Below are 13,616 nucleotides of genomic sequence, written 5' to 3'. Positions count from 1 at the left end.
TGGGCGGAATGTTTTTATTTTACGGCGTAATGCGGAAAGACAGCGACCATTGCTCGGCTTTTTCCAGATTTTTATCCAGTTCAGCCATGGTTTTGGCCATGTCGGGGCTGTCGTCCCGCATCCATACCCGCAGGGTTTTCAGGTAAAGAGCGCATAGTCCCGTGACCTTGAGGGCGCCCCGGAAGCCGGCGGTGTTGATGTTTGCGGCTTCCAGCATTCTGGTCATGGATTTTCCCAGATGGGGCAAGCCGATAACGGCTTGTTTGGGATCACAGCGAAAGGATGACAAAACAGAGCAAACGGCGTCCCGGTTTTCGTTCAGAATGTCAAAGCGTTCCATTAACAAATCGAACAAGTGATCGCGCGGGGATGTGTCCGCAGGTTTTTCACCGCAACTTTCCATGACGGTGCGGTCTATGATACGGCCGTATGCGGCCAGAATGTCAAACCGGTCTTCGACATATTCGTACAGCTCATGCAGTTTGAGGCCCGTCTGGTCGGCGATATCACGCATATTGACGGCTTCCCAGCCCTTTTCAGCGGCTAGGGACAAGGCGGCATCCACGATTTTTTTGCGGATATTTCCTGTGGTTTTTTTAGGCATAAGCGGTTTTACTTTTCGTTTGTATCCATTACAGATAGAACTGATTTTTAGGAAATTCAAACCGGGAATGCAATCTATGTCTGAAACGAAATACGATCTGGTCGCTGTGGGGAATGCTTTGGTGGACGTTTTGTCCCATGCGGAGGAGGCGTTTATTGCCGCGCAAGACGCGCAATTTGGCATGAAAAAGGGCGGCATGATGCTGATTGACGAGCCGCGAGCCGTAGCGCTCTATGCCGATATGGGGCCGGGGGTCGAAAGCTCTGGCGGGTCGGCCGGGAATACGATTGCCGGGTTTGCTTCTTTTGGGGGCCGGGGGGCTTATATTGGCAAGGTCGCTGATGACCAGCTCGGCGCTGTGTTCAAGCACGACTTAAAAGCTATGGGGGTTCATTTCGACACGCAGCCTTTGGCCCTGGGAGCGCCGACCGGGCGTTGCCTGATTCTCGTGACGCCGGACGCGCAGCGGACGATGAACACGTTTTTGGGGGCGGCGGTAGAGCTGGGGCCGGAAGATATCGAAGACGCCGTGATTGCGGCGGCGCAAGTGACCTATCTGGAGGGGTATCTGTTTGATCCGGCGCATGCCAAGGAAGCGTTCTACAAGGCCGGGCAGGTGGCTCACGATGCCGGGCGAAAAGTATCGCTCAGCTTGTCCGACCCGTTTTGTGTCGACCGTCACCGGGCGGATTTCCAAGGTTTGGTCGAGCATCATATTGATATCCTGTTTGCTAACGAAGATGAGATTAAATCCCTGTATCAGGTGGAGACCTTTGAGGAGGCCGTGCAGGCTGTGGCGGCAAAATGCGAGGTTGCGGCCCTGACCCGCAGCGCCAAAGGGTCCGTTATTGTTGCGGATGGCAAGGTGATCGAAATTGCGCCGGGACATCCGGAGCACGTTGTTGATACGACCGGGGCGGGGGACCAGTATGCCGCCGGGTTCCTGTATGGCTATACAAACGGCCGGACGTTGGCCGAATGCGGGCATCTGGGGACGCTGGCGGCGACGGAAGTGATCCAGCACATGGGCCCGCGCCCGGAAGTTTCGTACAGTGAATTGATGGAAAAAGCGGCTTGAACGGAGTTATCGTGCGAGCACAGGAGCGGGCGCTGTCACTGTTGCGCACAAAGGTTCGCTTTTATCCACATCAGCGATGGATTGGCTGATGGTGGTACTTTTCTCTAAAAAGTGATCGCTTGTTTCTTGCTGGGCGGCTTGATCGTCAATCTCTTCTGCTGCCAATTTTTGGAGGATGGCTACGTAATCTTTATCAAGTTTGCCTGCAAATTGTTGTGCGATTTTTTCTTCAGTGTATTTGTCTTTTCGTTTGCTGATCGTTTTCAGGGCTCTTTCGACCTGTCTTTGTTCATTATCTGTGGCCTTTTTCAGGCTCTTATATAAAGCGTCTCTGGTTCGACCCGTTAGTTGGCCGAGAAGCTCTGTGTTCCATTCTTCCGCCGGTGTGCGGGCAAGACTGTCGGCTAATGCATTCGTGTTAATGAAACCCTGATCGCAATCCTGTGCGTTGGCGAGCGCTGAAAATGTGACGGAAAGGGCAAGGGTGGGGCCCGTCAGAAGCAGGTTTTTAGTGAAATTCATTATGGTGATCCCCTATGTATGGCGTTGGCTAACTAGCACGCAAGATACAGAGGGATGTTCTTTATGTCAAATTTATTGTAAGCCGCGCTCCATAAATGCGGCAATTGACCGGGCAAAACGGGAGGGGTTGCTGACCGGTTCACCTTGAATGATTTTCGCCTGATCGAGCAGCAGATAGGTGGCGTCTTCTATCATGTCATCCTGAGACGAAAGCGAAGGATCTTTAGATTCTTCCGCCCCGCTTTCGCGGGGGTCAGAATGACAGGTAGTGAGCGATGCGATTTTCTTTATCAGCGGGTGTTTGCCGTTGATTTCCAGCACGCGTTTTGATTGCGGTGTGTAACTCTGATGGATTTTCAGGACGCGTTCCATGTGCATGTCGACGCTGCCGTCTGCCGCGACGAGGCAAACCGGGGAGTCGGTCAGGCGTTTGGAGACGCGCACTTCGCCGACATCTTCGGACAGGATGGTTTTCATTTTTTCGATCAACGGGGCGAGGTCTGTGCTTTCGCTGTCGCCGGCATCTTCTTGTTTTTCTTTGTCTTTTTGGTTTTCGAAACGATCGAGATCGATATTGCCTTTGGTGATCGATTTAAACGGTTTGCCGTCGAAATCGGATACGTTTTGCAGCCAGAAATCATCGATTGTATCGGTGAAGAACAGGACTTCCAGCCCGCGCGCCTTGAAGCCTTCGAGCTGTGGTGAATTCTTGAGGTTTTCCATGTTTTCGCCGCTGATATAGTAAATCGCGTCCTGACCGTCTTTCATGCGTTCGGCGTAATCGGCGAGAGAGGTCAGTTTGTTTTCCTCATGCGTTGAGAAAAACCGTGTGACTTTCAGGATCGCTTCGCGGTGTTCGGGGGCGTCATAAAGTCCTTCTTTAAGAACGGCGCCGAACTGATTCCAGAAATTTGTGAAATCAACATCGTTGTCACGGGACAGTCTATCGAGATCGCTCAGGATACGCTTGGCAACGCCAGAGCGGATTTTGGCAATCACCGGATTGTGTTGCAGCATTTCGCGGCTGATGTTCAGCGGCAGGTCTTCGCTGTCGATGACGCCGCGCAGGAACCGCAGCCACGGGTACATCAAGCCGTCGCAATCATCGCTGATGAACACGCGTTTGACGTAGAGGCGCACGGCGTGTTTGCGGCCCGGATCGTACAGGTCCCATGGGCGCAGCGTCGGAGTGAAGAGCAGGGCGGTGTATTCGATCTTGCCTTCCGCGTGCCAGTGGTGGGTCGCTAGCGGTTCATCCATGCCATGGCCGATATGTTTGTAAAACGCATCGTAATCTTCGGTCGTAATCTCATTTTTCGGGCGCATCCACAGGGCGCCGGCGCGGTTGACAGGCTCCGGGAAATCGCCGAGGTAAATCGGGAAGCCGATATGATCGGAATAGGTTTTGATGACCTCTTCGAGTTTCTGGTCGATCAGATATTCGCTCGAATCGTCGTTGATGTGCAGGACGATGGCGGTGCCGTGGGTTCCGGCGAGTTTTTCTGATTCGTCTTTGGTTGCTTCGCGGATGGTAAAGCCGCTGCGGCCGTCGGATTCCCAGTGCCATGCCTGACTGTCTCCCGCCTTTTGCGAGATCACGGCGATTTTATCGGCGACCATGAAGCCGGCGTAAAACCCGACGCCGAACTGGCCGATCAGGGAGAGTTTATCCTTGCTGTCTTTGGCTTGCGCGGCCTGTTCCATCAGGGCGCGGGTGCCGGATTTGGCAATGGTGCCGAGGTTTTCGACCAGTTCGTCGCGGGTCATGCCGATGCCGTTATCACGGACGGTCACGGTGCGGGCGTCGGTGTCCTTGGTGACGTGGATTTTGAAATCACTATCGCCGGCGCTTAAAGCCGGATTTTCCAGCGCGTCATAGCGCAGGCGGTCGCAGGCATCGGCGGCGTTGGAGATCAGCTCACGCAGGAACACTTCCTTGTTCGAGTACAGCGCGTGTGCGACGATTTCCAGCAGCCGCGCTACGTCGGCGGAAAAGGACAGGGTTTCTTCGTGATCCATGGATTCTTTTGTCTGTGCGTTTGTCATAGGGGGCAATATAGCGGTTCCCCATGAAAAATTCCAGAGTGGGTGTTTATAAAATTACGGTGACGGTCGATTAAACCAGCGGTGCTTTGGATCGGGGGGGTGTCCCAGCAGTTCGCCGCCAATGGCGTGAACCGTCAGCATGCCCGTGTTATTATAACGCTCATCAATGATAATTCTTGTACCGCCAACCCCATCTTCTGTGAAGGGGGCGATTAATTCGATCATGTTTTCGCGGAACAATTCAATATCAGCATCGCTGCCATTTGTAGCCAGATCGGACAGTTTGCGGAATCCCGGATGGACCAGAATATTGTGTATAGCGGCTTCTCCGCCGCTATTGGTGCCTAGTTTCAGAATATCCCATGAAGAAACCTGTTCTCTTTCAACCATGCTACGCACAGTTTCAGTGATATCCGGATTGGGGTGAGGGACGTATGTTTTTTCAGTTTGGATATACTGACTATCTTCTGCTAGCGGTCCGCTGATGACATGAAAATGAAGGTTGGCGAGTTTTGAATTGGTCAGATTGATCTCGTCTGCTGGGTCGATGGCATGAAATATGATGAGAGCTCCTTGATTGTCGGGAGCGCTTGTTATTTCATGATTCACCAGATCATTGAAAATGCCGCGCAATTGTTCGGGGGCGAGCGTCTTTAGAGCCCCCATTGTTGTGATGTTTTCATCCTGACGGCAGGTCAGGGAAAAGGCATGCCCTAGTGCGATATGGGCACGGTTATGCGTATAAATTTTTGACTGGTTTGTTTCGGCAATAGCTGGTTTGTAGTCGTTCATTTTTTTATCGTTTTTTATTATGACTAATTTTTTTATCATATTTCTTGAATAAATGCTAAAAAATTTTTTTCTCACGGATTCAGCATCTCTTTCGCCCACAGTTCACCGTGCCTTGTATAGAGGATGCGGGTATGGAGGCGGAAGTCGCCCATGCGCCAGAACTCGATATGGTCGGGGACGAGGCGATAGCCGCCCCAGTGCGGCGGGCGGGGAACGATTTCATCGTTTTCATGTTTGAGCTCGTTTTCCCCGACGCGGTCGAATAGCTCGGTGCGGCGGGCCAGCGGCTGTGATTGCCGGGACGCCCAGGCGCCGATCTGGCTGCCGCGCGGGCGGGTGGCGAAATACTCGTCGGATTCTTCGGCGCTGACATGTTCGATTTTGCCCTCGACGCGGACCTGCCTTTCCGGGCCTTTCCAGTAAAAGCACAGGGCGGCCTGCGGGTTTTGGTCGAGGTCGTCGCCCTTGCGGCTTTGCTTGTTGGTGTAGAAGACAAAGCCGCGTTCATCGAGTCCCTTGAGCAGCATTATGCGCGCGGACGGGCGGCCTTGCGCGTCGGCGGTGGCGAGGCACATGGAATCGGGGAAAATATCCTCGGCGGCCTGTTCCTCCGCATACCAGATATGGAACAGGGTAAACGGGTCGTCCGGAGCCTCGGCGGCGGTTTCGAATGTCTCGATCTTCATTTTTCCCTCTGTATTTTTATGGTTTTTGTGGTTTTATGCCTTGTTTTGTACTATGTCTATGCCTAGATGTTTATACGATTTGATTTTTAATCAAGAGAGAAAGGCGATCAACGCATGAAGAATATGATTTTAGTAAGCGCTGTGGCGGCTTCCGTGGCTTTGGCCGGTTGTCAGACGACCGACTGGGGCCAGAAAGAAACGATGGGCGGCCTGGGCGGCGCGGTACTGGGCGGCTTGGCCGGTTCCCAGATTGGTAGCGGTTCCGGCCGTTTGTGGGCGACGGGCGCGGGCGTTTTGCTCGGTACGCTGATCGGTAGCGAGATCGGACGGTCGCTGGATGCAGCCGACCGCATGTATATGCAGCAGGCACAGCTGAACGCTTACAAAGCGCCGATCGGTGAAACGGTCGCATGGAGCAACCCGGAAAGCGGCAACAGCGGTTCCTACACCCCGACGCAGGAAGGGACCAGCAATAAAGGCCGTTACTGCCGTGAATACGAACAAACCATTTACATCGGCGGCAAGGCCGAAACCGGTGTCGGTACGGCTTGCCAGAACCCCGATGGGACGTGGGAAATTATCTAGTTTTTCCTAAGGTAATATCTGATGAAGAAGGCCGCTTGAGAGAGCGGCCTTTCTTTTTATTCGCGTTGTTCGGTAACAGTTTCCTGTGTCGTCGTGTTCTCCACGGGCGGCGTGCGCGGCGGCGGACTGGCCGGTTTTCCGCCCAGCCCCAGTCCGGGCGGCGGCGGTGCCTGTACGGACGGTCCCAGTCCCGGTGTGCGCGGCGTAATTGTCGGCGGGGCTTTCAGTCCGGGGCCGGCCGGTGACAAAGAGGTCAGCCCGCGGGGGCCGGCAGCTTCCATCTTGGCGCGGTAGGCCGGTTGAGACAGGGTACGGTCCATTGATTTCTTGATGGCGGCCAGACCGGCCTTGTTCTTACACAGCTCCGGCAAGGCGTCCATTGTCACGGTTTCGCCGTCGCGGTTTCGTTTGACTATGGTGCGGCCCAGATCTTCCAGGTCTTCCCAGAGGGTTTTCTTTTGCCGTTCTTCAAACCGCTGGCGCGCGGACGTTTCCGGGTTGCCGCCGCTGCTCAAAGCCTGTTCGAAGACTTTGGCTGAATCCTGCAGGGCTTCGGCGCACCACCCCAGCGTTTGGGCGAAGACAAGTCTTTCATTCTGTAAGTTGGCGGTGTCGAGGAAGGGGGAAATACTTTTCAGTTTTAAGCCTTGCGCAATGACATCTTCAAAAACCTTTTGCACCATTTCATCATGCAGTTTTTCATTAAACTGGCTGTCGGCAAACGCGCTATATTGGACCATAGCGCTAAAAATCGGCGCCGGTTCGATGCCGGTGAGTTCGGAAACAAGGTAACCGGCAGAGCGGACTTGCGTGTTGTCGCTGGTGTTGATGGCGGCGCTCAATATGTCTTCTTGGGAAAATCCCTGCCACGCCATATCTTGCGCGGCTTCGCTGAACAGGAGCCAGCTTTTTATGACGTCCTGATCGAAATGCTGGGCGATGTTCTCGGTCATCTTCAAAGCCAGCGGCAGCATCCGGTTTTTCAGCACATGTTTGTTTTGTTGTTTGGCATAGGCGAAATACGTTGTGTCCATGGCCAAAGGATAAGGAAACAGGTGCGAAAGATGGCCGGGCAGACAGGACAGAACGTTGGCCGCCCGCATTTTGGCGGTTTGCTCGATGGCGGCGCTGTCTTTTTGTAATGCACACATGAAGGCGCTGAAGATGTCGGCATGCAGGTTGGCATCCCCCATTTGCAGAGCGTTTCGCTTGCGCACGATGATATCTCTTTCGCCGGTTTGCACGTTATAGGTATGGTCGCGGTATTTAATAGTGTCGATTGCGTGCCACGCCAGACGATACGCCTCGCGCCGGGCTTCCGTCAGGGTTTTAAACTGATCCAGATTGAGCGTACACAAGGCCATATAGGATGTTTCCCGTGACAGCCCCAGAAAAAGCTTTTTCTGGGCTACGGCTGTCCCCAGCAGTGAGGAATCGTGTCCTGTGGTCCCATGGGTCAGGAGGTGCAGGGCTGTCTGGGCGGCGGGATGGTGCAGAATCTCGTGGCTGGCGACGCCCAGCGCTTCGGTGAGTTGTCCGTCGTGGTGGACGATATAATGGATATAAAGCGAGTCAAAGCAGTCCATCACCTGGCGGGAGATGGCCATACATGTCTGTCTAACTGTGTCGAGCTTTAACGTCATGAAATTCCATAGAAAATTTATATGCCCAAGCGTAATGTAGCACCGGCGGGTTAACAAAATCTCAAATTTTCCGGTTTATGGCGGTTTTTCATTTATGCTAGGGCTGGACAAATTCGCTTGAATGTGCAGAAATCACACGCAATTCTACTGATAAATTTACCGTACGATTTAGGATGGGATACGCATGACGCAAAATAATGGAATTATGGCTGGAAAGCGCGGATTGATTATGGGTGTGGCAAACGAGCGCTCGATTGCCTGGGGGATCACCAAAGCGCTGGCCGATCAGGGGGCTGAACTGGCTTTTACCTATCAGGGTGAAGCGCTGGAAAAACGCGTAAAACCACTGGCCGAGCGTGTTGGATCTGATATCGTCCTGCCTTGTGATGTTACTGATGATGCCGGTCTGGACACGGTTTTCGATACGCTGAAGGAAAAATGGGGCAGCATAGATTTTGTGGTTCATGCGATTGCTTTTTCCGACAAGAACGAGCTGGATGGTTTGTATCTTGACACCACGCGCGAGAATTTCAAGCGTACGATGGATATTTCGATCTATTCCTTTACCGCCGTGGCGCAACGGGCGGCGCCGTTAATGAATGAAGGAGGCTCGATGTTGACGCTGACCTATTACGGGGCGGAGCGCGTGATGCCGCACTATAACGTGATGGGCGTGGCGAAAGCCGGGCTGGAGGCCTCTGTGCGCTATCTGGCGGCTGATCTGGGGCCGAAGGGTGTGCGCGTGAATGCGATTTCTGCCGGGCCAATCAAAACGCTGGCCGCCAGCGGGATCGGTGATTTCCGCGCGATTTTGAAATGGAATGAATATAACGCGCCGCTGCGCCGGAACGTGACGATTGAGGAAGTCGGGAATTCCGGTCTGTTCCTGCTCTCCGATCTGGGAAGCGGCGTGACGGGCGAAGTCCTTCATGTTGACAGCGGATTCCATACTGTTGGAATGTGCGCGGTTGATAATGCCGCAAAAACGGCAGAGTTGCTCAACAGCTTTGCCCCGAAGGATGACAGCGAGGAAGCGGCTTGACCGGGAATCGTTTTGGTACATTGTTTCAATATACGACGTGGGGGGAGAGCCACGGCCCGGCGATAGGATGTGTGGTCGATGGCGTGCCGCCCCGCATTCCGCTTTCCGAAGCTGATATACAGCCCTTTTTGGATAAACGCCGTCCGGGGCAATCCAAATTTACCACCCAGCGCAAGGAACCCGATCAGGTGAAAATCCTGTCCGGGGTATTCGAAGGCTTGACGACCGGGACGCCGATTGCACTGGTGATTGAAAATCAGGACCAGAAATCCAAGGATTACAGCGATATCAAGGACAAGTTCCGTCCCGGCCATGCCGATTTTACCTATATGGAGAAATACGGTATCCGCGATTATCGCGGCGGTGGGCGGTCTTCGGCACGGGAGACCGCGATGCGCGTGGCGGCGGGGGCGATTGCCCGTAAAATTCTGACGACCCAGATCGGACCAGAAGTTATTATTCGCGGCGGTGTGGTGCAAATCGGATCTCTTAAGATTGACCCAGAGCATCGAGACTGGGACGAGGTTGATAAGAACCCGTTTTTTGCGCCGTGGGATGGCATTATTGGCCACTGGACCAAATATCTCGAAGATGTCCGCAAGGACGGCAACAGCGTCGGAGCGTTGGTCGAAGTGCAGGTCAGCGGGATTCCCGCCGGGCTGGGCGCGCCGGTGTATGACAAGCTGGATGCGGATCTGGCCAAGGCGTTGATGTCGATCAATGCGGCCAAGGGGGTCGAGATCGGCAGCGGTTTTGAAACGGTGGCTTTGACGGGCGTTGAAAATGCCGATGAGATCCGGATCGGCAAGGATGGCGCGGCTGAATTCCAGTCCAATCATGCAGGCGGCATTCTGGGCGGAATCTCCAGCGGACAGGATATTGTGGCGCGCGTGGCATTCAAGCCGACCAGTTCGATCCTGACGCCGCGGCGGACCATTGATAAAGACGGTAATGAAACCGACATTGTAACCAAAGGGCGTCATGATCCTTGTGTTGGAATTCGCGGTGTTCCCGTGGCCGAAGCTATGGTGGCCTGTGTTCTGGCCGATCACTGGCTACGGCATAAGGCGCAGTGCCTGTAAAAACTCCTCGTTTTTACCCTGGCTTTCCGTTATCTTTTACCGGTATCAAAGAGAGTGAAAGCCGAGCCTATGTCACAAAACTATTTCCGCAAACGTCCTTTGTTTTCTCCGCCGCACAAGCCGGAAAAACCGCAGAAAAGAAAGCCGCGTATAGGCGGGTTTCTCTGGTCGGCGTTGAAACGGACTTGCATGGTTATTGGTGCTTTTGTGCTGATTAGCGCCTTGATGGGGGCGTTCTTTTCCTCAAAGGAATCCGTGCCGTCTTTGCCCAAGGATATGGTTTTGTACATGCCGATCGAGGGGGCTTATCCGGAAAACACCCATGGTGGCTTCACTGCGCCGTTCGGGAAAAAACCGCTGACGATACGGGAGGCTGTGGCGGCGCTGGAGGCGGCGGCTACCGATGATCGCGTGCGCGGGTTAATTGCCGAGATCAAGGGCGGTGTGCCGGGGGTTTCCCAAATTCAGGAGTTGCGCGCGGCCCTGAAGACATTCCGCGAAGACGGGAACAAGTTTGCTTATATCTATGCCGAGTCCTATGGCGAGGCCGGGAATGGTCTGGCGCCGTATTATCTGGCCTCGGCCTTTGATGAAATCTGGATGCAGCCGATCGGGGTTTTGTCTTTGAGCGGGATGCGCGCGGAGATGCCCTATATGCGTGACCTTCTGGATAAAGCCGGGGTGACGCCGGCGTTTTTTGCCCGCAAGGAATATAAGAATGCCTTTGAGAGCTTTATGGAACGCGACATGTCGGCGGCCACGGAAGAATCGATGACGGCGCTGATCGACAACATGGCAAGCCGGATGGTGCATGACATCGCGTTGACGCGGATGGTGCCTGTGACTCATTTGAAGTTCGAGATCGACCAAGGCCTGTTAACCGGAAAAGAAGCTCTGGTCGCCGGGTTGATCGACCGGGTGGATTATGCCGATGTTCTGGTGGCCGAGACGCACGCGGAGATGACGGGCGATCCCGATAACACCGATATCCCGTTTGTGCGGCTGGCGGATTATGCGCTGGCGCACGGGCATGAAAAGAGCTTGTTGGCGCAGGCCGTTAAACGGCCGGTGGTGGCTGTGATCTACGCGCAGGGCATGATTGTTTCCCGCAGCGAAGGCGGCATCGGGCGTGACGATGTGGCGGCGGCCGAGGATATTTCCGGTTATATAGACGCTGCGGCCGAGGATGAACGGGTCAAGGCGATTGTCTTGCGGATTAACAGTCCCGGCGGTTCGCCGTCGGCGTCCGAAACCATCCGGCGGGCCTTGGTTCAGGCACAGAAGGAAAAGGGCAAACCGGTCATCGTATCCATGGGCGGCGCGGCGGCATCGGGCGGGTACTGGATTGCGGCTCCTGCTGACCGTATTTTTGCATTGCCTGCGACCCTGACCGGTTCGATCGGGGTGACGGGCGGCAAGTTTATCCTGTCCGGTTTGTGGGACAAGGTCGGGGTGAACTGGGGGACGTTGCAATGGGGGGCGAACGCCGGGATGTGGTCGATGAACGAGCCGTTGACCGATCGCAGCCGGGAGCGGTTTAATGCCCTGATGGATAATACCTATGATGCGTTCGTCGCGCGCGTGGCGGAAGGGCGGCATATGACTCCGGCGGCTGTCGAGGAGATTGCCCGCGGCCGGGTGTGGAGCGGGGCGCAGGCGTTGGAGCGTGGGCTGGTTGATGAGTTGGGTGGGTTGTCTGAGGCGCTGGATTATGCCGCCGCGGTGGTCGGTGTCCCGGATCAAAAAGCGCTTAACGTGGTTGTGATGCCCAAGCCGTTGACGCCGGTTGAAGAGCTGATGAGTTTGCTGGAGGGGCAGGTGACGATGGGACAGTCTTTGCAGACTTATATGCGCCAAGTTTCCTGGCTGGAACCTTTTTTGAGCCGGATGGATGCCGCGACACAGACGTCTTCGTCAGGGATCAGCGCCTATGAACCTGTATCGGTGCTGCCAGACTGACGTTCGTCGGGCCTCCATTTTCTATCCACCCGTGACGCAGCAGATCGCTGGACTGGGCACTCGATGTTCGGCCATTTTTATCAATGACAATGAAGCCCCCCATACCGTTGACGCGGGCGACGAGATATTCGATCGCAGTTTGTGCGGCTTGCGGGGCGTCCATGTTTTTTTCTTCGATCAGGAAGGCGATGTGTTTGGCCAGTCCTGTGCGGATGAATTGTTCGCCAACGCCGGTGCATGATACGGCGCAGTTATGATTGTCGGCCCATGTGCCTGCGCCGATGATCGGGGTGTCGCCGATGCGGCCCGGCATTTTGGTATCCCAGCCGCCTGTGGATGTGGCGGCGGCCAGATTACCGTGTTTGTCCCGCGCCACGGCGCCGACGGTTCCATGTTCCTCGACGATCAGTTTTTCAATTTTGGTGTGGGCCAGTACGAAATAATCCCGGCTTTCGATCGGTACGCTGTGTTCCTGTGCGAAGCGGATAGCGCCTTCGCCGGACAGCAGGACATGGGGCGTTTTGTCTTTGACGAGGGCCGCCAGATCAATCGGGTTTTTCAGATTGGGGACGGCGGCGACGGCTCCGGCGCTCATATCGCGGCCATCCATGATGGCGGCATCAAGTTCATAGTTGCCTTCGCTGTTGGCACGCGCGCCATGCCCGGCATTATAGTGGGGATCATTTTCCAGCAGATTTACACAATGATGTACGGCTTCCAGAGCGCTGCCCCCGGCTTCCAGGATTTTTCGCCCGGCTTCCAGGATAATTGTCATGCTGTCGAGGACGACTTGCTGGCTGACTTTTTCCTGCAGGGGGGAGGAGCCGGCACCGCCGTGGATCATCAGGGAGTAGGTCATGCGAATTTTTTCCCCGCTTTGGGGATAATGTCTTCGAGTTTCTGGAGCAGGTCCGGCCACGCCATGATGATGTGCTCGGCAGGGAGGTTGTTTTCCAGTATCGCGATGGCGGCGTGCAGATTATAGGCCAGCGGGATGATCGGGCAGGGCAGGTGCTCGGCCGCGGTCAGCGCCGCCAGAACATCTTTGCGGCGGTCGCCGATATACCAGATGACATCGTTTTCCTGCGGCGGGAGGGGCAGGTCGCTCAGCGCTTTCAGCAGCGGCTCCGGGTTCGGTTTGGATTTGCGGATATCCTCGCGGAAGACAGTGACGGCAAAATAGGGGGTTAGCTCGAACGTTTCCAGAATATCGTGGCCATAGCCCTTGCCCATGCCGGAGCTCACCAGCCCCATCGGGATGTTGTGGGCTTTGAACAAGTCGAGAATGTCATAAATGCCGGGGCAGGGCGCAACGATTTCCTCGACCGGTTTGCGGCGGATCTTGTGAATGGCCCGGTGGACGAGGCGCTTGGGCCGCTTGCCGGAGCGATACTCGGTCAGCGGCATGTGCCGGATTTTCCGGCGGAACAGGCGCGAGAAAAACTTGGCAACTTTGTAGGAAAGATCGTCCAGCCATTCCAGAATATGGAGCAGCCGCGGGTTTAAATGCCGCACGGTGGTGCCGTCCATGTCAAACAGGACAATGGTTGGTTTTTGCAAGCTCATGACAAAGTCTT

The 13,616-nt window shown here is 55.0% G+C and carries 13 protein-coding genes; 5 read left to right on the top strand and 8 right to left on the bottom strand.

Translation table 11 applies throughout. The features are described 5' to 3' along the window. Positions 1-19: 19 nt before the first annotated feature. Positions 20-604 (bottom strand): TetR family transcriptional regulator, encoded by a 585-nt coding sequence (locus H6868_09010; protein ID MCB9989451.1) that lies wholly within the window; start codon positions 602-604, stop codon positions 20-22. Between the two features lie 76 nt (positions 605-680). Between H6868_09010 and H6868_09005 the strand changes: the two genes are divergently transcribed. Then, positions 681-1,682, top strand: coding sequence for an adenosine kinase (locus tag H6868_09005; protein ID MCB9989450.1), 1,002 nt, complete (start codon positions 681-683; stop codon positions 1,680-1,682). A 6-nt stretch (positions 1,683-1,688) separates the two neighbouring features. Here H6868_09005 and H6868_09000 read toward each other — a convergent pair whose 3' ends face one another. The 4 genes from H6868_09000 to pdxH form a co-directional block, all read right to left on the bottom strand. Then, positions 1,689-2,204 (bottom strand): hypothetical protein, encoded by a 516-nt coding sequence (locus H6868_09000; protein MCB9989449.1) that lies wholly within the window; start codon positions 2,202-2,204, stop codon positions 1,689-1,691. Between the two features lie 72 nt (positions 2,205-2,276). Continuing rightward, on the bottom strand, positions 2,277-4,223 hold the full coding sequence (htpG, locus tag H6868_08995; protein MCB9989448.1) for a molecular chaperone HtpG: 1,947 nt from the start codon (positions 4,221-4,223) through the stop codon (positions 2,277-2,279). An 81-nt stretch (positions 4,224-4,304) separates the two neighbouring features. Continuing rightward, entirely contained in the window at positions 4,305-5,141 is an 837-nt protein-coding gene (locus H6868_08990) for a hypothetical protein (protein MCB9989447.1), read from the bottom strand. After that, positions 5,114-5,728: a pyridoxamine 5'-phosphate oxidase gene (gene pdxH / locus H6868_08985; protein MCB9989446.1), complete on the bottom strand. Its 615-nt coding sequence runs from the start codon at positions 5,726-5,728 to the stop codon at positions 5,114-5,116. The genes H6868_08990 and pdxH overlap by 28 nt, the downstream gene beginning before the upstream one ends. A gap of 114 nt (positions 5,729-5,842) precedes the next feature. Here pdxH and H6868_08980 point away from each other — a divergent pair, with 114 nt between their 5' ends. Continuing rightward, entirely contained in the window at positions 5,843-6,313 is a 471-nt protein-coding gene (locus tag H6868_08980; protein ID MCB9989445.1) for a glycine zipper 2TM domain-containing protein, read from the top strand. A 56-nt stretch (positions 6,314-6,369) separates the two neighbouring features. Here the strand turns inward: H6868_08980 and H6868_08975 are convergent, their stop codons facing one another. Beyond that, positions 6,370-7,920, bottom strand: a complete 1,551-nt coding sequence (locus tag H6868_08975; protein MCB9989444.1) for a hypothetical protein — start codon at positions 7,918-7,920, stop codon at positions 6,370-6,372. A 220-nt stretch (positions 7,921-8,140) separates the two neighbouring features. Here H6868_08975 and fabI point away from each other — a divergent pair, with 220 nt between their 5' ends. The 3 genes from fabI to sppA all read left to right on the top strand — a co-directional run bounded on the left by fabI (position 8,141) and on the right by sppA (position 12,039). Then, the gene (gene fabI / locus H6868_08970; protein MCB9989443.1) at positions 8,141-8,998 is read left to right on the top strand and encodes an enoyl-ACP reductase FabI; all 858 of its coding nucleotides are present in this window, start codon (positions 8,141-8,143) and stop codon (positions 8,996-8,998) included. Next, entirely contained in the window at positions 8,995-10,080 is a 1,086-nt protein-coding gene (aroC, locus tag H6868_08965; protein MCB9989442.1) for a chorismate synthase, read from the top strand. The genes fabI and aroC overlap by 4 nt, the downstream gene beginning before the upstream one ends. Before the next feature lie 69 nt (positions 10,081-10,149). Continuing rightward, entirely contained in the window at positions 10,150-12,039 is a 1,890-nt protein-coding gene (sppA, locus tag H6868_08960; GenBank protein ID MCB9989441.1) for a signal peptide peptidase SppA, read from the top strand. Here sppA and H6868_08955 read toward each other — a convergent pair. Both H6868_08955 and H6868_08950 read right to left on the bottom strand, forming a co-directional pair. Continuing rightward, positions 12,002-12,898, bottom strand: a complete 897-nt coding sequence (locus H6868_08955; GenBank protein ID MCB9989440.1) for an isoaspartyl peptidase/L-asparaginase — start codon at positions 12,896-12,898, stop codon at positions 12,002-12,004. The genes sppA and H6868_08955 overlap by 38 nt on opposite strands. Beyond that, positions 12,895-13,605: an HAD-IA family hydrolase gene (locus tag H6868_08950; protein ID MCB9989439.1), complete on the bottom strand. Its 711-nt coding sequence runs from the start codon at positions 13,603-13,605 to the stop codon at positions 12,895-12,897. Before H6868_08950 ends, H6868_08955 begins: the two co-directional genes overlap by 4 nt. Positions 13,606-13,616 lie beyond the last annotated feature (11 nt).

The organism is Rhodospirillales bacterium (assembly GCA_020638175.1).
Taxonomy (GTDB): domain Bacteria; phylum Pseudomonadota; class Alphaproteobacteria; order Micavibrionales; family Micavibrionaceae; genus JACKJA01.
Note: the sequence above shows the minus strand (reverse complement) of the source record. Positions and strands in the feature narration are given on the sequence as shown.

Excerpts from the sequence above, each read along its gene's own strand:
- H6868_08950 (MCB9989439.1), bottom strand. The coding sequence starts at position 13,605 with ATGAGCTTGCAAAAACCAACCATTGTCCTGTTTGACATGGACGGCACC.
- H6868_08955 (MCB9989440.1), bottom strand. The coding sequence starts at position 12,898 with ATGACCTACTCCCTGATGATCCACGGCGGTGCCGGCTCCTCCCCCCTG.
- H6868_09000 (MCB9989449.1), bottom strand. The coding sequence starts at position 2,204 with ATGAATTTCACTAAAAACCTGCTTCTGACGGGCCCCACCCTTGCCCTT.
- fabI (MCB9989443.1), top strand. The coding sequence starts at position 8,141 with ATGACGCAAAATAATGGAATTATGGCTGGAAAGCGCGGATTGATTATG.
- H6868_08980 (MCB9989445.1), top strand. The coding sequence starts at position 5,843 with ATGAAGAATATGATTTTAGTAAGCGCTGTGGCGGCTTCCGTGGCTTTG.
- htpG (MCB9989448.1), bottom strand. The coding sequence starts at position 4,223 with ATGGATCACGAAGAAACCCTGTCCTTTTCCGCCGACGTAGCGCGGCTG.
- H6868_09005 (MCB9989450.1), top strand. The coding sequence starts at position 681 with ATGTCTGAAACGAAATACGATCTGGTCGCTGTGGGGAATGCTTTGGTG.
- sppA (MCB9989441.1), top strand. The coding sequence starts at position 10,150 with ATGTCACAAAACTATTTCCGCAAACGTCCTTTGTTTTCTCCGCCGCAC.
- H6868_09010 (MCB9989451.1), bottom strand. The coding sequence starts at position 604 with ATGCCTAAAAAAACCACAGGAAATATCCGCAAAAAAATCGTGGATGCC.
- pdxH (MCB9989446.1), bottom strand. The coding sequence starts at position 5,728 with ATGAAGATCGAGACATTCGAAACCGCCGCCGAGGCTCCGGACGACCCG.
- H6868_08975 (MCB9989444.1), bottom strand. The coding sequence starts at position 7,920 with ATGGCCATCTCCCGCCAGGTGATGGACTGCTTTGACTCGCTTTATATC.